General features: G+C 39.0%; 17 protein-coding genes, 1 other RNA gene and 1 pseudogene. 4 read left to right on the forward strand and 15 right to left on the reverse strand.

Annotation, left to right across the window (positions count from 1 at the left end; all coding sequences use genetic code 11):
- Positions 1 to 189 precede the first annotated feature (189 nt).
- Positions 190 to 276: signal recognition particle sRNA small type (gene ffs, locus IGI47_RS11890), an RNA gene on the reverse strand.
- A 14-nt stretch (positions 277 to 290) separates the two neighbouring features.
- The gene (gene tadA / locus IGI47_RS11895) at positions 291 to 806 is read right to left on the reverse strand and encodes a tRNA adenosine(34) deaminase TadA (RefSeq protein ID WP_376716956.1); all 516 of its coding nucleotides are present in this window, start codon (positions 804 to 806) and stop codon (positions 291 to 293) included.
- Between the two features lie 105 nt (positions 807 to 911).
- Between tadA and IGI47_RS11900 the strand changes: the two genes are divergently transcribed.
- On the forward strand, positions 912 to 1,763 hold the full coding sequence (locus IGI47_RS11900) for a helix-turn-helix domain-containing protein (protein ID WP_311930727.1): 852 nt from the start codon (positions 912 to 914) through the stop codon (positions 1,761 to 1,763).
- Positions 1,764 to 3,258: 1,495 nt separating this feature from the next.
- Here IGI47_RS11900 and IGI47_RS11905 read toward each other — a convergent pair.
- The 4 genes from IGI47_RS11905 to nadB are packed head-to-tail and all read right to left on the reverse strand — an operon-like array spanning position 3,259 to position 6,664.
- Positions 3,259 to 3,780: a quinolinate synthase NadA gene (locus tag IGI47_RS11905; RefSeq protein WP_438784306.1), complete on the reverse strand. Its 522-nt coding sequence runs from the start codon at positions 3,778 to 3,780 to the stop codon at positions 3,259 to 3,261.
- Complete coding sequence (gene nadA, locus IGI47_RS11910; protein WP_438784307.1) at positions 3,737 to 4,357, reverse strand: quinolinate synthase NadA; 621 nt, start codon at positions 4,355 to 4,357, stop codon at positions 3,737 to 3,739. Before nadA ends, IGI47_RS11905 begins: the two co-directional genes overlap by 44 nt.
- A complete protein-coding gene (nadC, locus tag IGI47_RS11915; RefSeq protein WP_438784308.1) occupies positions 4,354 to 5,205 on the reverse strand; it encodes a carboxylating nicotinate-nucleotide diphosphorylase in 852 nt (283 codons plus the stop codon). Before nadC ends, nadA begins: the two co-directional genes overlap by 4 nt.
- A gap of 1 nt (position 5,206) precedes the next feature.
- Entirely contained in the window at positions 5,207 to 6,664 is a 1,458-nt protein-coding gene (gene nadB / locus IGI47_RS11920) for an L-aspartate oxidase (RefSeq protein ID WP_438784309.1), read from the reverse strand.
- Positions 6,665 to 6,753: 89 nt separating this feature from the next.
- On the opposite strand from nadB, the gene IGI47_RS11925 reads away from it, so the two are divergent.
- Entirely contained in the window at positions 6,754 to 7,845 is a 1,092-nt protein-coding gene (locus IGI47_RS11925; RefSeq protein ID WP_438784310.1) for a cysteine desulfurase family protein, read from the forward strand.
- A 200-nt stretch (positions 7,846 to 8,045) separates the two neighbouring features.
- On the opposite strand, the gene IGI47_RS11930 is transcribed toward IGI47_RS11925, so the two are convergent.
- Both IGI47_RS11930 and IGI47_RS11935 read right to left on the reverse strand, forming a co-directional pair.
- Complete coding sequence (locus IGI47_RS11930; RefSeq protein WP_016177727.1) at positions 8,046 to 8,381, reverse strand: hypothetical protein; 336 nt, start codon at positions 8,379 to 8,381, stop codon at positions 8,046 to 8,048.
- A gap of 121 nt (positions 8,382 to 8,502) precedes the next feature.
- Positions 8,503 to 9,048, reverse strand: coding sequence for a TetR/AcrR family transcriptional regulator (locus IGI47_RS11935; protein ID WP_311930733.1), 546 nt, complete (start codon positions 9,046 to 9,048; stop codon positions 8,503 to 8,505).
- 409 nt (positions 9,049 to 9,457) lie between these two features.
- On the opposite strand from IGI47_RS11935, the gene IGI47_RS11940 reads away from it, so the two are divergent.
- Together IGI47_RS11940 and IGI47_RS11945 are read left to right on the forward strand one after the other, a co-directional pair.
- Positions 9,458 to 10,639: a helix-turn-helix domain-containing protein gene (locus IGI47_RS11940; protein ID WP_438784311.1), complete on the forward strand. Its 1,182-nt coding sequence runs from the start codon at positions 9,458 to 9,460 to the stop codon at positions 10,637 to 10,639.
- A complete protein-coding gene (locus IGI47_RS11945) occupies positions 10,636 to 10,920 on the forward strand; it encodes a hypothetical protein (protein ID WP_438784312.1) in 285 nt (94 codons plus the stop codon). The genes IGI47_RS11940 and IGI47_RS11945 overlap by 4 nt, the downstream gene beginning before the upstream one ends.
- A 186-nt stretch (positions 10,921 to 11,106) precedes the next feature.
- Here the strand turns inward: IGI47_RS11945 and IGI47_RS11950 are convergent, their stop codons facing one another.
- From IGI47_RS11950 to IGI47_RS11980, 7 genes and pseudogenes are all read right to left on the reverse strand, one after another.
- Positions 11,107 to 11,814: a zinc metallopeptidase gene (locus IGI47_RS11950; RefSeq protein WP_438784313.1), complete on the reverse strand. Its 708-nt coding sequence runs from the start codon at positions 11,812 to 11,814 to the stop codon at positions 11,107 to 11,109.
- A 78-nt stretch (positions 11,815 to 11,892) separates the two neighbouring features.
- A complete protein-coding gene (locus IGI47_RS11955; RefSeq protein ID WP_113846191.1) occupies positions 11,893 to 12,228 on the reverse strand; it encodes a zinc ribbon domain-containing protein YjdM in 336 nt (111 codons plus the stop codon).
- A 148-nt stretch (positions 12,229 to 12,376) separates the two neighbouring features.
- Positions 12,377 to 13,327, reverse strand: coding sequence for a DHH family phosphoesterase (locus tag IGI47_RS11960; protein WP_311930736.1), 951 nt, complete (start codon positions 13,325 to 13,327; stop codon positions 12,377 to 12,379).
- 13 nt (positions 13,328 to 13,340) lie between these two features.
- A complete protein-coding gene (locus IGI47_RS11965; RefSeq protein ID WP_005876680.1) occupies positions 13,341 to 14,672 on the reverse strand; it encodes a DRTGG domain-containing protein in 1,332 nt (443 codons plus the stop codon).
- Positions 14,673 to 14,680: 8 nt separating this feature from the next.
- Entirely contained in the window at positions 14,681 to 15,361 is a 681-nt protein-coding gene (locus tag IGI47_RS11970; protein WP_438784314.1) for a metal-dependent hydrolase, read from the reverse strand.
- Between the two features lie 152 nt (positions 15,362 to 15,513).
- Positions 15,514 to 15,989 (reverse strand): annotated as a pseudogene (locus tag IGI47_RS11975) (YbaK/EbsC family protein).
- Between the two features lie 124 nt (positions 15,990 to 16,113).
- Positions 16,114 to 17,793, reverse strand: a complete 1,680-nt coding sequence (locus IGI47_RS11980; RefSeq protein WP_438784315.1) for a ribonuclease J — start codon at positions 17,791 to 17,793, stop codon at positions 16,114 to 16,116.
- Positions 17,794 to 18,051 lie beyond the last annotated feature (258 nt).

Raw genomic sequence — 18,051 nt, forward strand, 5'->3', positions numbered from 1 at the left:
AACTTTTCGAATAAATAGCTGCTATTAATGGATGTGCGTTGGACTCAATCGAGCATGTACCACGCTCGCTACTTTTTGGTCCCAGTCACCTGGCATAACTACCTCCTCTTATCCACTATGTATAAAATACAGATAAACTACAAAAAAAATGCGGATAAATCAACTGATTTATCACGCTTACGATCAATCTATTCAATCAGACACATGGCGGATCCTGCTTAGTGCTGCTTCCTTCCAGATCTGACACGCTTCACAAGCCCACCATTGTCCTAGCCTTTCGGCAAAGATTATTATAACTCATTTTCAGTAATTTGACCAGACTTTTTTGCTTTCTTTTTTCTTGCACGAAGTTCCCGGAAAAAATCTGATAAGAGTTTCCCGCAGTCTTCTTCTAAAATACCGCCTTCGACAAAAGCTTGATGGTTAAAACGTTCATCTTCAAGAAGGTTCATCAATGTACCCGCAGTACCACCTTTTGGATCAAACGCACCAAAATAAACTTCTTTTACGCGTGAAAGAATCATTGCCCCACTGCACATCGGACAAGGTTCTAAGGTGACATATAGCTGTGCTTCTTCTAGTCTCCAGCTTCCGACCTTTTGACACGCTTCTCTGATAGCGATCATTTCTGCATGAGTCGTAGCATCCTGTGTTGTTTCTCGTAAGTTGTATCCTCGCCCGATAATCTCATTGTCTAGTACAACGATTGCCCCGATCGGCACTTCTTCTAATTCATGTGCTTTCTTCGCTTCTTCTATAGCCAAACGCATCCAATGTTCTTTTTCTTGCACTTTTTGTTCGTCCACTTTTAAAATTCCTCTGCTTTTTATTTCTTGTTTAACTGTAGCATATGTTAAAAAGGTTGTAACTAGCTTTTTTTCTTATGGTAAACTATAGGAGAGGTGAATCCCATGAATATGACCAAACTGATTGAACTTTATCCCAATGCGCAAAGAAAGAAACATCCTGCTTCTGATGAAAAGATTCTTTCTTTGTTGATAGAAAATGAGTTCTTATGGATTGAAAAAAACTCCTTATCTTCTCAGGAATCGAATCTTTTGGAAGCGCTATTCCCTAACGCGATCAATGCAGCTACTCATGTATGGTATCAGTTTCTCTTTGAAAACAAGCCTATTTCTCTAGATAACAGTTACCGTATCATTCAATTACACGTCACTCCTAGAACTGGCTTTCTCAAAAAAGAGTGGCAAGAAACTATCCGCGAAATGTTCTTTTCTCTCGAAGACTTTTTCTTTTATACTGAGACAGATGCACTGATCATTGAAAAAAAACAAACAGGCTATCTTGATGTTACTGAGCTTAATGGGATTTTTCTTTCGCTTGATACTGACTTTGATATAACCACACAAGCATTCGTTGGAACATTTCATTTACCTACACAAGATCTTCCTGATTTGTTTTTTGAAGAGCGAAAGATTTTCTTACAGGAAAAACAACATTTGGGTGCCTACAATCGTACCACTACATTGTCAGAAATCGCTCTCCAACATTACACAAGGGAAACAATCAAAAAGAGTTCCTTGATGCATAGCTATCGAGAAATACTAAAACAAGCAGAAATGGAAGGAATCATCTTAGAGCTTTGGCGAAATCTAGGAAATATCAGTTCTACCGCTAAAGCGTTGTTTCTCCATCGAAACACATTGAAATATAAAATCGAGAAGTTCCAAGAACAAACCGGATTCAATTTAAAAGAAGCAAATGATCTCCTTTTTTGCTATCTTATTTTATTGCAAAATTGATCTCTAAATAAGAGTGTGGGACAAAAGTAAGAAACACTTCTGTCCCAGCCTTTTTTCTCTCCAATTTCTCAAATCTAAACGACTTTTGTTTCGATCTCTTCTTTTTATTTTTGGGGCGTCGCCCCAATCCCCGTTTCTAACTTTTTATTAGCCATTGCTCTCATCACTTTTCGTCTCTTTAAAAGCCTCAGATAGAGCTAGCAACATAGCTGAAAAAGCAAACGTTGCTAACAAACTAATTACAATGGTTTTGAAGCCTTTAAAATTATGATGGACGTAAATTGAAGTTAAGTTCCACACAATAAAAGGTGTGAGCCAATAAATAACCCATGAAATACTCGTTCGTAAATTAAGTTTTAAAACACCAAGAATTAACAAGGCGCCCCCACATAATAAAGAATAATTAACCAATCGAAAGAAGTATGAAAGAGTACCGATAATATTCAGTAAAACACAGCTAATAAAACGAGTGTAAATAATACACGACCAACGACATTTAGTTTCTTATACCACTTTGTAAAAGTATTCAATTTGTCATTCTCCTTTATATTGTAGTAACGCTTAGATAGCTTAATTTTTCTTTGCAATACGCATAAGAGTATAGTACAAAAATATATAAACATAAGACACAGTATCCAAATGTTCAATTTTCTTTCCCTCAAAATAAAAACGCTCGCAAAACAAATCAATAGATTATAACTACCACTAAAACGAATTATGGGTAGCGTTAAAAATCTAATAATATCCTGCTATAATTTTTCTACATCTATTTATGCCTGATAATTTTTACAAACCAAAATTACTAAAATACATAAACAGTAATCCAAACACTAAAAATACACCACATCCTAATAAAACAAAAATTGGTCAAAAAACTGCTAACCAACCAGAATCAATTTTACCTTTAATTTTTTAACAGCACTGATACTATAGTTATTACCACTGAAATAGCTATGAATAAGGATATTATAGTAAAAATACTGTCATCAACATAACATACCTTTCTATTTTTATTAAAACAGCATACTATTGTTTCTTTACAAAGTTCTCTGTAATACTTTTAGGAATTTAACATCAAATCATATTCGATGGATAAATAAAATTTTCCTCTAGCCCCTCCATCTTGAACCCTCGTTAGACAGACGAAAAAGGTCGATGGAAATTTCTATGCTGTATTTCGGTTTAAAAACACCCTGGATGAAACACCAGTATAATGTCTGCTTCATAACGTTGATTCACAAATTGCTGTTTTTTTAGTTTTCTTTGGCTAATTCGCCCGAGAAATTCTTGATAATTTTTGGGCGAATTAGTTCTTCTGGCACGATGCCAAGCCACGGAAGTTCCTAATGAGTTGCTCCAGCGAAAAAAGTGCGTTGAGTCCAATACCGAAAACCAACTACCGTAAACTCACAAAAAGCTAAAAACTAAGGTATTTAGACTATTTCCTCAACGCCTAGCTTTTTGACTATTCTGACTTACTACCAATATCATCTGATCAACTTAAGGCTAACATCCGTTCAAGGGCCTTTAAAGCTGATTTTGTGGTTCTTTCATCGACTGTGATCTGGTTGACGACTTCACCTTGCACCAATTGTTCCAAAGACCAAGCTAAATGAGGCAAACGGATGCGATTCATCGTCAAGCAGGCACAGGAACGAGGATTCAAAAAACTGATTTTTTTATCGGTAAAGGTGCCCTTCATTCGACCGACAAGATTATTATCAGTTCCAATCGCCCAATGACTACCCGCCGGAGCCGCCGCCACCACCTGCAAGATTTTATTGGTGGAGCCATACTCGTCGGCCAACGCCACTACTTCCTGAGGACATTCAGGGTGGACGATTATGTTAATCTCAGGGTCAGCTTGCTTCAAGGCTTTGATCTGACCTGAGGTAAATTGTTGGTGCACCGAACACCAGCCATCCCAGAGAATCACTCTTGGGTCAGTTTCAGCGGAGGCAATCAGTTCATTTTTACGGGGATTCCACAGGGCCATGTCTGATAAAGGAATGCCCATGCCAAAAGCTGTATTTCGGCCTAAATGTTGATCCGGTAAAAAAAAAGATTCGCTTCTTCTGCTTGAATGCCCATTTCAACACCTGGGTCGCATTACTGGAAGTTACGGTAACTCCCCCGTGTTCCCCAACAAAAGCTTTCACGGCAGCAGTCGAATTAATATAGATAATCGGTAAAATTTCAGCAGGATATTTCTCCTGTAGTTGCTCCCAAGCAGCCTGTAGTTGATAACGATCCGCCATATCTGCCATCGTGCAACCCGCAGTCAAATCTGGCAAAATTACTTGCTGATTGGCTTCTGTCAACATATCAGCTGTTTCCGCCATAAAATGGACGCCACAAAAAATGATATATTCCGCCGTTTTATTTTTGGCGGCAAGCTGAGCCAATTGCAAAGAATCCCCTACCTCGTCGGCCAAGGCCACAATCTCATCTTTTTGATAGTGATGAGCCAAAATTAATAGCCGCGAACCGAATTGTTTTTTGGCTGCCAGAATTTTTTCTGTTAGCTGACTTGCTGAAACATCAAAATAATCCTGCGTGATGCGTTGCCCTTGAAATTCTGTCAAAATGCTCATCCTTTTACTCCTTCCTTACTATTAAAACTGATATCTAAAGCTGTTACTGAGTGGGTCAGAAAGCCTAGAGAAATACAATCTGCCCCCGTTCCTTGATAGTTCGCGATATTTTCTAATGTAATCCCACCAGAAATTTCAGTGGTGATACCGGCGGGTACCAGCTGCTGAAATTCCTTGACTTCAGTGGGCGTGCGGTTATCGAACATAATCACATCCACCTGAGCCTCAATCGCCGCCTGCAATTCTTCTTTTGTTTCCACTTCCACTTCCACTTCGATTTTTACCATGTGACCTAATTGTTGGCGGGCTTTTTTAACGGCGGTTGGTATCCCGCCGGCAAAAGAGATATGATTATCCTTTAACATCACCCCATCGTCTAAACCAAAACGATGATTAAACCCACCACCTTGTGTCACCGCGTACTTGTCAAATAATCGCAGCCCTGGCGCCGTCTTGCGGGTGTCGCAGATTTTGATACTTGAGTCAGCGAGACGCTCACAAGCAATCCTAGTCGCGGTGGCAATTCCTCCCATTCTCTGCCATAGATTCAAGATTGTCCGTTCGCCGGTTAACAGTATGCGAATCGGTCCGGTGACTTTTGCCAAAATAGTTCCTGCCGATTGATAACTTCCTTCTGCCACTAACGGCGTAAATTCCACCTGTCCTCCTAATAATTCATAGACTAATGGGGCAATAAATAAACCACAAACCACTCCATCAGCCTTTAGAAGAAAGGTTCCTTCCCCTTGAGCTTCGACAGGAAAGAGTGTTTCACTGGAAAGATCACCAAAACCGAGATCTTCATTGAGAAATAAGTGTAATGCTTCTTTTACTGCAATCTGATTCATCTTAATTTTTCCTCCAGGCATGGGCCCCTAAATTTTCTTTGCGTGCCAAGGCTGCTTGAGCAATTGCTTCAGCCACTAAGCACAAATTTGCTGTTTCTAATTCAGTTAAACTATAGTGGGCTGGTAAAGATTGAAAATCAAACTGGGCCAGCCAAGTTAAAAATCCCTCGATTTCTGTTGGACTTCGTTGGATTCCCAGCGCTGCCCAAGCCCGAGTTTGCAATGTTGCTTTATCCGGTAAAGTAAATTTATCGGATAGCTTTTGAGAAATAGGTGTTGTCGTTTTTGTTTCGTCGGGTAAATCCGCAATCTCTTGAGCTACTTGGTGACTAAAGACAACGCACTCCAATAAGGAATTACTGGCTAAGCGATTCGCGCCATGAACTCCGGTACAAGTGGCCTCTCCGACTGCATACAATCCTGGCAAGCTAGTAGCACCAGTTTGATCCGTAGCAATCCCCCTCATCATAAAATGTGCCCCTGGTCGAACCGGAATCAAATTGTTTTGCCGAAATGGAATTTGATGACGATCGATTAATTGGGTAATCTGGGGGAAATGTGTTTCAAAATTTTGTACTTCCCTCAGATCCAAGAAAATTTGATGACCGGCTTGATATTCAGCGGTCAATGCCCGTGCCACGATGTCGCGTGGAGCTAGGTCTTGCATTGGATGGACCTCCTTCATCACTAGGCGACCATGCTCATCAACTAAATGGGCCCCCGCTCCCCGGACAGCTTCGGAAATCAAGCCGTAATATTTTCCATCCTGGGTTAATAATGTCGGATGAAATTGAACAAATTCCATATCCGCTAATCTTACTCCCGCTCGGATAGCTAAAGCTGCTCCATCCCCGGTGATGGTTTCGTCATTAGTGGTCAAAGGATACAACCCGCCGATGCCACCAGTTGCTAAAATGACAGCATCCCCGTAAAGTTGTGTAGGTTCTCGGGTTTCACTCAGATATTCCACCCCGATACAGCGTCCCTCCCCTAAGAGCAAACGAGTCACCGGCTGATTTTCTTTGATTTCCACTTGCGACAAATGTTCATGGGCAAAGCGGGTCAGATATTTACCGGTCTGATCTCCATGACAATGTAAAATTCGAGGAAAACTATGGGCTCCTTCCAAACCAAATTGCCAATTTCCTTGCTCATCTTGATCAAAAGCCATTCCTTGTTGAATCATCTTCTCGATCGCTGTGACCCCATTTTTGACTAATAGGCTCGTTGCCGCCGGATCATTATGAAAAACACCGGCTTTGAGAGTATCTTGATAGTGGGCCCGCCAATCATCATCTGGTGACATAGCAACAGCAATTCCCCCTTGTGCTAATATCGAATTGCAATCGGTCAATTTTTTTTTGGTAAACAATGTCACTTTACATTGCTCCTGTAAGCTAGTGGCAGTCAAACTACCGGCTAGGCCTCCACCAACAATAATTACTGTTTTTGTTTTCATCTTAAATCGATCCCCAATATGTTTGTGTCTTGACAATAATATGTACCTATTCTACCATACATGTCAAGACAGTTTAGAAAGGAGTTTCCATGAACTATTTTGATTATGCGGCAACTACACCAATGTCAGCGATTGCATTAAAAGTTTACCTTGAAACAGCAGAAAAATATTATGGGAATCCCTCCAGCAACCATCCCATTGGACAGGCTGCTCAACAATTATTGAGCCATTGCCGGCAAGTCTTTAGTGAACTGGTTGAGAAACCAGCCGAAAGTTTGATTTTCACCAGTGGCGGAACCGAAAGTAATCAATTGGCTTTAGCATTGAGTTTAAAACTACTTCCAAAAGAAAGACGGGAAGTGTTGGTCAGCCCGATTGAACATCCCTCATTACTTTATGCTTTGGCCGCTGATCCAACGATTCGGGTAAAAAAACTGCCCCTTGATCAACAAAGAAAAATTTCACCGGCTGTTTTCGCTGAAGCACTAACAGAGCAGACGGGACTGGTGGTTATCCAACAACTCAATTCGGTGACTGGAATCCAACAGCCGATTGATACCTTGGCCAAGATAGCTCGCCAACACAGAATCCTGTTTCACTGCGATTGTGTCCAGAGTTTTGGTAAACAGCCTTTACCAAAAGGTATCAGCTCTTTTAGTGCCGCCAGTCATAAGCTCGCTGGTCCCAAAGGCTGTGGCTTACTGTATCTTGATTCAACAGTCGCTTTTCGACCCCTCAGTCCTGGAACGACGCAGGAACACGGTTTTCTTGGTGGGACGCAAGATTTGCCGGCCATTGCGGCTTTTACTCAGGTGGCTAGTGAAGCCTTTAAGGAAATGTCGCAAAATCTGACTTATTTTCGGAGGCTTCAACAGGCTTTGGTAAATGATTTGCCTGATTGGAAGTTCCTTGCGGGAGATTTTCCGGGAATCCTCGGATTATTTTCCCCCTCCCTTGGCGCCAGCGATCTTGTAACGGCGATGGCAGAAAGAGATTTCGCATTATCGACGACTGCGGCTTGCAACAGTCGTGAGTTAGTTGATCCCAGCTTAGCCGCATTAGGACTGGACAAAAATCAAGCAGGTCACTTTTTTCGAATCTCATTCAGTTCAGCGACGACCCTTGACCAAGTCCACCAGTTGGCTCAAATGTTAAGAGAAATCACTGATCATGCCTCCTAACAAAATTTATAATGTATGAACTAGATCATAAAAACTTCCTGAGGATGGCTGTAGGCTAAACCAACTTTGATCAGTCGAACTACAGCATACTAGGTCTGAAGACAATAATAAAAAAAGCTTAAAAGACTAGTCAAACGGTCTTTGGAAAATTCCTTTTCCTTGCTCGTTGACTAGTCTTTTAAGCTTAACTCAATAGTGTCTCACATCATATTATCGATAAAATGCAACAGACGATCTTTTACATCTTCCGTTGATCCTTTTAGTGAATCACCATAAACTGAAATTTTCTTTTTTCCAGATTTGATCTTTTTTAATATCCCCATCAAAGAGTCCAGGTCATTATCCGATAAATGATCGACGATATCTAATAATTTTTCATTGCCATCAAATTTATCGTTCACGAATTTTTTTACTTTTGATCGAGTCGTTAGATGATGAATCTTTTCAATCACTTTACCTGAAACAATAACAGTAGTTGCCACACTAGCAGCAGCTGCGACAGTTAATCCGATCGTTACTTTTGTTGATGTTTTCATAATTATCAGCTCCTTTTATCTAACTTAATCATAGCATAGACAAAAGAATAAACGTACTATTTAACCCCGTTGCCTGAGTCAAAAAAACAAAGAAATGTAGACTAAAATCATTTTCTGTCCCTCATCTACTAGGCAAGTACTGGATATTGGTCAAAACTTCTGGTAAATTTTCTTCCAACTCCGCCAGCTTGTTCCAGATCAGTGTCATCGTTTCGAAAAATTCATGGGAAGACTTATCCGAATTCAAACTACCCAAAGCATTTAACCACAATAGTTCTAATAAGTAAGGTTCTTTGATTCCGGTTTGTTCTTTTATGTACTCAAAAAATGCACGTTTGAATAAGGAAGCCATATCTAATTCAGATTTGATCACCACACCCCTGATACTTTCATGGATTGAAAAGAATTCTTTTAATAAATGAACAATACTAAAAAAATCATCTACGACATACTCCGTCAAGTAACGATCGAAACAAATCGTGATCTCCTCCAGTATTTTTTCTTTTAGTATACGTATCGATTTAAAATGCGCATAGATTGGATAAGTAGAGCAACCACAAAAAGAAGCTAAGCTTCTCGCTGTTATCATCGATATCCCGTTTTCTTCAGCATACACCATACTTTTAAAGAGTAAATACTCTTTACTAAAATTTGTTACTCTTCCCACGGACTCATCCGTCCTTTCATTTGGATTTTATTGACTGATCCTATCCTTGTGTATTCGTTTCCTCGTCGATAAAAATAACAAACATAACAGACATTTTCGCAAGCTTTTTTACAAGGTATAACTGAACACTGATTTGTTCATGACCCATCGTACACATTGCTGTTAAAACATAACACTTATGGCTTAATATCAACATAAACACAATTTTTTTATTTTATACCATCCGTTATAGCTTGACAAATTAAGCAAAGAAAGAAACAATAGGATAAATGAATCAAAGATGCTTTTTAAATAACGATTATAAAAATAATATTCTAGTATAATGTGAGAATAACATACATTGAAAACACTTTCCACTCACATTTTTTGTCTCGTTCTGGACAACAATAAGATTAAAAAGGAGGACTTCATGTTAATCGATGCTAGAAAAAAAGAATTACTTGTTCTCTATACGATCATTCAAAAAGAGACATGTACGCTACAAGAATTAGCTACTACTTTGTCAATTCCAAAAAGAACCATCAAAGAAATCATACGAAAGCTGAATGGAACGATTTTCCAATATTTAAAAATCGCCAATTTTATCCAGTCTACAGCGAAAGGAACGATCCAAACGATCGAGCCAAGTTTAAATGATAAAATGACTATTTTCTATAAGGTAAAGTTATTTTATCTTCAAGAATCAAATCGATTCAAATTCTTATTATTGCTATTTAATTATCCGGACGCTCATGTCCCTAAAAAAATCTTACTCGAGCAGTTATATATTTCACCTTCTTATCTTGAAAAACTAAAGAGGCAATTGAATACAGTATTAGGTCGTTTCCAATTACAACTTGTTTCACGCCAAAATTTCTATATGATCACAGGAAATGAACTTTTTTTAAGAGTCTTTATGTATCATTTTTTTTCAGAATCTTTTCAAGGTATTCAATGGCCTCTAAAAAGTCTGAGATATTCTTCGGTAAAAAAAGAGAAGTTACTGTCACATGAACTATTAACAAAAACAGCGATCAAACAATATGAAAACAGATTCTTGCTGATGGCCATTTTTATGATTCGGTCGAAGCTGCAACATCTGGACGATCCTACAATGCTATCCACCTATGAAATAATGAGGATCATCTATCAAACAAAAAATTTTTCTGGAGAGTTCAAACAGCACTTTTTTTCAATCTTTCCGCAAAATATCACAATGAATGAAATCATCATATTTAATTTCCTGCTGTGCTACTTTTTTCCTAATCTAGTTTCGGATCAGCAAAAAACACTTTTTGGTTATGAATTATCTAAAAGCAACCATCCGATTTGCCGAAAAACTTCGCTCTTAGTAAAAAAACTTGCCGATTCCTTTCCTTTTATTGGTACACCAGAAAAAAAGTATTATTACGGGTATTTCATCATCATGATGACGTCGTTCATTTTATTGCTAGAAAAGAACGTAGAAGATTTCCAGACACTTTTTTTTCCAAAAAAGTCGCCAAGTAAAGCAATTGAAGATAGCCAACTGGAGAAGATAAAAGCACTTATCGAATGTGTCTACTTACATTCCCCCACAAAGAAATACTTACTGGAAAACTTAGTCAGTTGATCCATACACTTTTACACGCAGAAGAAAAAAAAGAACTCTTTATTCATTTTCAAATAAACAAACCAATAACCGGTAATTATTACATAAAAAATCGATTGAAAAATCTCTTTAATGAACAATTCCTACATATTACTGAAACTCCAGAAAAGGCAGATTTGATCATCACCGATGAATTTGAGATATCCCAGAAAAATGCTGAAATCTTTTATCTTGATCCACACGATGAAAATGAATCATGGTCCAAACTGATCAACTTAATCAAAAAAATGTATCTCAATTGACATTTTTTGACTAAATACTAACTGGATTTATTTACGCATGAAGAAGTACTACATCCAGTAGAGCAAGAACAGAGAATACAAAAAAGCTGTCGATCACAAGAATTCGTAGTTCAAATTCTATGATCGATAGCCCACTTCACTGTCGGTTTTGAATGAAAGAAAAGTAAAAAATGATTCTTTTTGTTCCTAATCTCTTCTGTTTCCACCAAAAATCAGGATCAAACGTAACAACTGTAAAAAAGTAGATAAAGCAGCTGCTACATAAGTCAATGCGGCCGCAAACAATACGTGCCTAGCCATCGGTACTTCATCTTCTGCCAAAAGACCGCCCTCACTTAGGATACGGATTGCTCGTCTTGATGCATTGAATTCCACCGGCAATGTGACTAATTGAAATAATAAAGCTAACGAAAAAGCAAATATTCCAATATTGATCAAGGTATCATTCCAGCTTAAAAGTACCCCTATCAAAATCAGTGGAAATGAGATCATTGAGCCAAAGTTCGCAACCGGAACTAATGCCGCTCTGATTTTCAGCGGTGCATAACCGACTGCGTCTTGGACAGCGTGTCCACATTCATGAGCTGCTACACCGATTGCTGCAACAGATGTCGACTGAGCAGTTGCCTGAGATAAACTCAGCATCTTATTCCCAGAATTGTAGTTATCTGTTAAATTCCCTGCAATTTGTTGCACTCCAACATCATTGATCTGTTGACTTTGTAAAATGAATTGAGCTGCTTGCGTACCTGTCACGTGATTTTTACTTTGTATTTGATCATATTTTCGAAACGTACTATTGACATAAGCCGAAGCAATTCCTGATATGATCAGACCAGCTATGACTAATATAAATGTTGGATCAAAGAAACCATATATTCCATATCCATACATGTTGATTTCACTCCTTTTTACTTTACCTTATTTTACCATGAGTAATACGAAAAGAATTGTGAAAATAACTTGAGCTTTTTATAGCTTTTTAACAAATTCTGATTTTAACTTCATCGGACCGAAGCCATCGACTTTACAGTCAATGTTATGATCGCCTTCAACTAAACGAATATTTTTGACTTTCGTTCCTTGTTTGATTGCTCCTGTAGCGCCTTTGACTTTTAAATCTTTGATCACTGTGACGCTATCCCCTTCTGCCAAACGATTCCCGTTTGCATCAAGTACAACCAATCCTTCTTCTTGTTGATTCGTTTCTTCACTGCTCCATTCATTTGCACATTCTGGACAAATATAAAGACCTCGATCTTCATAGGTATATTCAGATCCGCATTGCGGACAATTTGGTAATGTCATCTTCTTTCTCCTTTAAAAATAGCGTTAATCTACATTGTAACGGATAGCCCGCCATTTGAAAAGACACATTTGTGATTTTTAACACAATAATGATTTTCTTTACGATTGTTGCATCTATCTTCTTATCATTCAGAAGCTTTGGGCAAAATTATTTTTTGAATGCCTGACACATTTCTTGTATTTCTCGATAGATTTCTGCTACTTCAGTGAGATTTTTCGCATTGGCTCCACTTGCTAATGGATGTCCACCGCCGTGATGACGCTTCGCCAGTTCATTGATAACAGGGCCTTTCGAACGTAGGCGTACACGATAATAGCCTTCTGGTTGTTGAACAAAGATCCCCCATGCTAATACCTCATCGATCACTCCCGGCAATGAGACGATTGCAGCTGTCTCGGAGTCATCAATCGCATACTTCGAAAGGATTTCTTGGGATAAGATCACCTTGCCAGCGCCATGTTCATCAACTTCGATATTTTGATAGATATACCCTGAAAGTTTCGCTACCTTCATAGGCATTTGTTCTATTTCTCGGTTTAGCGCGCTTGCATCAAACGGATAGCTCATTAGGATTGCAGCAATCTCTAGCGTTCTTGAGGTAGTAGCTGGATATAAGAAACGTCCAGTATCCCCTACGATCCCTGCATAAAGAAGGCGGGCAGCTTGCGCATTGATTTTTAGCTCATCGGGGAATAGCAACGCAAACTCAGCAATCATTTCACTGCAACTGCTTGCATCCGTATTGACCCAGACCAAATCTCCGTAAGGTTCATCATTTGGATGATGATCGATCTTTATCAGTTTATCGCCAAGATCATAGCGTTTATCACTGATTCTAGGGGAATTTGCTGTATCTGTTACGATCACCAATGCATTTTGATACACCTGATCTTCTATCGTCTCCATCTCTGCTAAAAAACGAAGCCCCTCAACTGTTTCACCCACTTGATAAATCTCTTTAGTTGGAAAGCTTTCTCGTAAAATTTCTGCTAACCCAACTTGAGAGCCTAAAGCATCTGGGTCAGGGCGTTGATGCCGATGGATGATGATTCGATCATATTTTTTTATTTCTGTTATTATTTCTAATTGAATAGACATTTTTTCCTGCTTTCTAAGAACGTTCCATTACTTGACACACCACAATAGCTTTTGAAACGATCGTATTTTCAATGTATACTTCGATATCTAGTTTGGCAGATCTTCTGCCTATTTCTAATACTCGAGGACGTATATCTAGCTCGCTTTCTAATTGGATCAAACGTAGGTAATGCAGATTTACTTGTTCGATCAAAATGTTTCTTCGCTGATTCATCACCATTGTTTTTTGTGCAACATCTGCAAGTATCTCACTCAAAACACCAAAGGAAATCGTACCGACGCCGTTGACCATTTGAGGGGTCACGACAAACTTGAATTTAGGATTCTCTAAACGATTTCCTTCTTTATCCACATCGATTGTTTGGATGCTGCCAGAAATCTGATCAGAGATCGTATCTGCGATTTGCGGCTGTCTTTGGACGAGCTGCATAGCTTTCATTACATCCTGACGAGTGATTACTCCTTCAAGAGTCAAATCATCTGACACTACTGGCATCACTTCCAAGCCATCCCAGATCATTTGATGGCTGACTGAAGCAACACTCATCGTTTTTTTGACGCTGATTGGTTCTTTCGTCATGACACGATCAATGAATTGAGTAGCTGATTTTCCTAATACATCTTTTGCTGTGATGATCCCCATCAGACGCATATGACGATTCACTACAGGAAATCGTGAATGCTGTGTTTCTTCTGATAATTTCTGATAATCAGCAATTGTATCTGTTTGAAATAAGTAGTGTGTTTTTTCTGCCGACATATAAATATCACTGACTAGCATGATATCTTTTTTGATTAACTGATCACTCAATGCACGGTTGATCATTGTCGCAACTGTAAACGTGTCATAACTTGTTCGCAGGATCGGCATGGCTAATTCATCTGCTAACTGTGCAATTTCAGGAGTTGTATCAAAACCACCTGTGATGAGTACTGCTGCACCATCCTCTAAAGCAAGCTTTTGCACTTCTGCTCTGTTCCCTACGATCATCAACGATCCGGGAGTGATATAGCGTTCCATTGCATGTTTTGTCATTGCGCCGATCACAAATTTGTTCAGTACTTTATCAAGCCCAGAGGCACCGCCTAACACATCTCCTTCAATGATCCGTACAACTTCACCGAACGTCAAACGCTCGATATGTTTTTTTAATTTCCGCTCGATCCGAATCGTACCAACGCGTTGGATGGTCGAGACTAAACCAACATTTTCCGCATCTTTGATTGCTCGATAGGCAGTACCTTCGCTGACACTCAGTTCTTTTGCAATACTTCTTACTGAAATACGATTTCCTACTGGCAAACTTTCAATATATTCTAAAATTAAATCATGCTTCGTCGCCATAACTACCCCTACACTTCTAGCGTTTCAGATACGCTCATTATTTTTCCTTCGTTTTCCGTCAATAAATCGATAAATACTTGTGGATCTTGTTCGATCACTGGAAATGTATTGTAGTGGATAGGTACGACTAATTTAGCACCGATCCGTTTAGCTGCTCTCGCCGCATCTTCCGGCCCCATCGTGTAGTTATCTCCAATCGGCAAAAATGCAACATCAATCGAAAATTGTTCTTTTAGCAACGCAAGGTCCCTGAAATCAGCTGTATCTCCAGCATGATAGATCGTTTTTCCTTCAGCTTGGATAACAATTCCGCTAGGTTCTCCCATATATTGCAGAATACCATCAACTTCATAGCTCGAACTATGTTGTGCAGATACGAATTTTACTGTACCAAAGGGAAACGTGTATTTACCGCCGATATTCATCCCATGTCCTTTTACCCCACGACTTTGTGCATAATCTGCGATTTCAACAATACTTATGATCGTGGCATCGTTTTTCTCAGCAATCGGGATCATATCTCCTATATGGTCACTATGCCCATGAGTAACTAAGATCCAATCTGTGTTAACTTTTTCCACTGTTAAATCCGTCTTGCTGTTTCCTGTAATAAAGGGATCGATGATCAGCCGTTGTCCGTTAGCCATTTCTACGGTTAGGCAAGAATGGCCGTGATAAGTAATTTTCATTTTTTCCACTCCCAACACTTTTTATCATGAATAGTAAAACGATTTCACTTTCAGAAATCTATCTAAATAATAGTACAGTATATACGAAATCATTGTAACAGATAATACAGTTTGCACCAAGTCCAAAGTCAGTTTCAGCCGCTAAAAATAATTTAAACCAGATCTGCATAGAGTGGTTGGACGATTGTTTCAAAGTCTGTTCTAGCAATTTTGATGTTCCTACCGATTTCACCACTCGACATGACTAGCTTATTTTGCTCTTTCAATGTGTTGTCCGCCAGAAAAAGATAGTCTGGATGTTCTTTATGGATGCCGATTGGCGTATTTGCTCCGTGAGGATAGCCAGTATAAGCCGTCACGTAGTCCATACCGGGAAAACCAACTTTGTGATCTTTAGACACTTTTCGCGTTTTTTTTTATAATCCAAGTGTGCAGCTAAAGGAACAATTGCAATGATCACACCTGTTTTATCACCTTTTAAAACCAATGTCTTGCAGACAAGCTGTGGGTCGATCTTTTGAGCTTGTAATACCGCCTCAAAATTTTCTAAATCTTCTTTTCTAAAATCAATAGGTTGATAGCGTACTCCTAAGTCATCTAAATAGTTTTCTACTTTTGTTTTTTCCATTTACTTTTTCTCTCCTATCTCTTTAAGTAACTTCATTCTCATCTTATCATCAACGATAAAAATAAACGGTATGGAAATTCCTTCTCACTGTGGAGAAAAATTTCCATACCATTGTTGATTATGCTTATTTTTTACCTCTACGTTGAGTAGCTTCCATGATCACTGGCAAGATGACAGGACGTCGTTTGGTTTGTTCAAACAAATAGCGTCCAAGCTGATCTCTAATATCTTGTTTGAGTTTACTCCATTCAAAATCATTGCTTTCTAAATGTTTCCCAACGATTTCTTCGATCATATTGCTGCTTTCTTTCATCAAATCACGACTCGCTTTCACATAGACAAACCCACGTGATGTAATTTGCGGTTTTGAAATGATTTTCTTCTCACGGCGACTTATCGTAACGACTGCCACGAAAATTCCATCTTCTGACAGAATCTTTCGATCACGTAATACGATATTTCCGATATCACCAATACCTAGTCCATCAATCATGACATTCTCAGCGCTGATTGTCCCAGCAACACTCATCCGCTTATTTTTATATTCTAAGACATCGCCACGCCCTGTAATATAAATATTTTTATACGGGATTCCAACAGCGTGGGCTAAATCAGCATGCGCAGCCAATTCACGATATTCTCCTTGAACGGGAATAAAATAAGTTGGCTTCATAAAGTTCAGCATCAGCTGCAAGTCGTTAGGATTCGCATGTCCAGATACCCGCATATTCTCAGAAATAAGTTTCACCAATCCGCCAGCTCGATAGATCATATCTTCCGTTTTAGCGACCATTGTTTCCATTGCGATGCTAGGAGTAGTTGTAATATAGACCAAATCGCCTTCTTCGATCTTGATGTTACGGTGCGTACCGTTCGCCATTTTTTGTAAAGACTTGATTGGTTCACCCATACGACCTGTTTCTAGGATGATCATCTCTTCTGGTTTATATTTTTTCATATCTTTCAACGTAACAAGTAGATCTTCACTAGGAAGTTGAAGTTTTTCTAAGCGCATCGCTGTCCGAATGATTCGTTCAAAATCTTGGCCAGTCAACACGACTTTTCGTTGCGCTTTTTCTGCTGCATCCAACACTTGTTGGACTCTTTGCAAGTTACTTGCTACGCAAGCGACAATAATTCTGCCTTCCCAATACTTGATCGTATCGAACACTTCATCTGCAATCTGTAATTCAGATGCAACTGGTACGGGGTTTTCTGCATTTGCTGACTCACTAAGCAAAGCAAGAACCCCTTCTTTACCAATCTCAGCTAGACGGGCGTAATCTGTTTGATACATTGGGATCGCTGTCTGATCGAATTTGAAATCTCCTGTGTAGACGATGCTACCTTCTTTTGTTTTCAAGTTGATACCTATTGAATCAGGGATCGTGTGTGTTGTACGGAAGAAACTGACGATTGTTTCGCTAAAATCGATTTCTGTGTGTTCATCTACTACATGAAAATCTTTGAATCCTTTTGCGGCATCATTCCGACTGACACTCAATTTTGCTAACTCGATCGTTAGCTCCGTTCCAAAAACAGGAACAGATAACTTCGATAATAAATAAGGTAGTGCTCCGATTGCGTCCGCATGTCCATGTGTCAAAAAGACACCAGCTACACGATCGATATTTTCTTCCAAATACGTAAAATCAGGAATGACGACATCGATTCCTAACAATTCGTTTTCAGGATATTTTAGACCGCAGTCTAATACAAAAATGTCTTCTCCCACTTCAGCGATATACATGTTTTTTCCATTTTCACGTACGCCGCCTAAAGGGATAATTTTAATGGTACTCACAAATTTCACCTCTTCTTATGATGTCCAAGTTTAAAGACATCGATTCTCTTCTTTAACTAAATACGTGATTCATTTTAATGAAATACTTGCAAAATTTTTTGCTCTTCATACTAGCAACTAGCTGACAGCTGACTCGTTTTGATCCCTGCCACTTTTTTGAACAAGTTCCATCGAATAAATGAATCTTTTATATTTGTAAACACAAAAGCTGATCTTATCCTCATCAGCTATTCCCCATTATTATACAACAATTTACTC

The sequence above is a fragment of the Enterococcus sp. AZ191 genome (genome assembly GCF_051713845.1).
In the GTDB taxonomy this organism is placed as follows: Bacteria; Bacillota; Bacilli; order Lactobacillales; family Enterococcaceae; genus Enterococcus_B; species Enterococcus_B durans.

Excerpts from the sequence above, each read along its gene's own strand:
- IGI47_RS11900 (WP_311930727.1), top strand. The coding sequence starts at position 912 with ATGAATATGACCAAACTGATTGAACTTTATCCCAATGCGCAAAGAAAG.
- IGI47_RS11905 (WP_438784306.1), bottom strand. The coding sequence starts at position 3,780 with ATGGGCATTCCTTTATCAGACATGGCCCTGTGGAATCCCCGTAAAAAT.
- nadA (WP_438784307.1), bottom strand. The coding sequence starts at position 4,357 with ATGAGCATTTTGACAGAATTTCAAGGGCAACGCATCACGCAGGATTAT.
- nadC (WP_438784308.1), bottom strand. The coding sequence starts at position 5,205 with ATGAATCAGATTGCAGTAAAAGAAGCATTACACTTATTTCTCAATGAA.
- nadB (WP_438784309.1), bottom strand. The coding sequence starts at position 6,664 with ATGAAAACAAAAACAGTAATTATTGTTGGTGGAGGCCTAGCCGGTAGT.
- IGI47_RS11925 (WP_438784310.1), top strand. The coding sequence starts at position 6,754 with ATGAACTATTTTGATTATGCGGCAACTACACCAATGTCAGCGATTGCA.
- IGI47_RS11930 (WP_016177727.1), bottom strand. The coding sequence starts at position 8,381 with ATGAAAACATCAACAAAAGTAACGATCGGATTAACTGTCGCAGCTGCT.
- IGI47_RS11940 (WP_438784311.1), top strand. The coding sequence starts at position 9,458 with ATGTTAATCGATGCTAGAAAAAAAGAATTACTTGTTCTCTATACGATC.
- IGI47_RS11950 (WP_438784313.1), bottom strand. The coding sequence starts at position 11,814 with ATGTATGGATATGGAATATATGGTTTCTTTGATCCAACATTTATATTA.
- IGI47_RS11955 (WP_113846191.1), bottom strand. The coding sequence starts at position 12,228 with ATGACATTACCAAATTGTCCGCAATGCGGATCTGAATATACCTATGAA.
- IGI47_RS11960 (WP_311930736.1), bottom strand. The coding sequence starts at position 13,327 with ATGTCTATTCAATTAGAAATAATAACAGAAATAAAAAAATATGATCGA.
- IGI47_RS11965 (WP_005876680.1), bottom strand. The coding sequence starts at position 14,672 with ATGGCGACGAAGCATGATTTAATTTTAGAATATATTGAAAGTTTGCCA.
- IGI47_RS11970 (WP_438784314.1), bottom strand. The coding sequence starts at position 15,361 with ATGAAAATTACTTATCACGGCCATTCTTGCCTAACCGTAGAAATGGCT.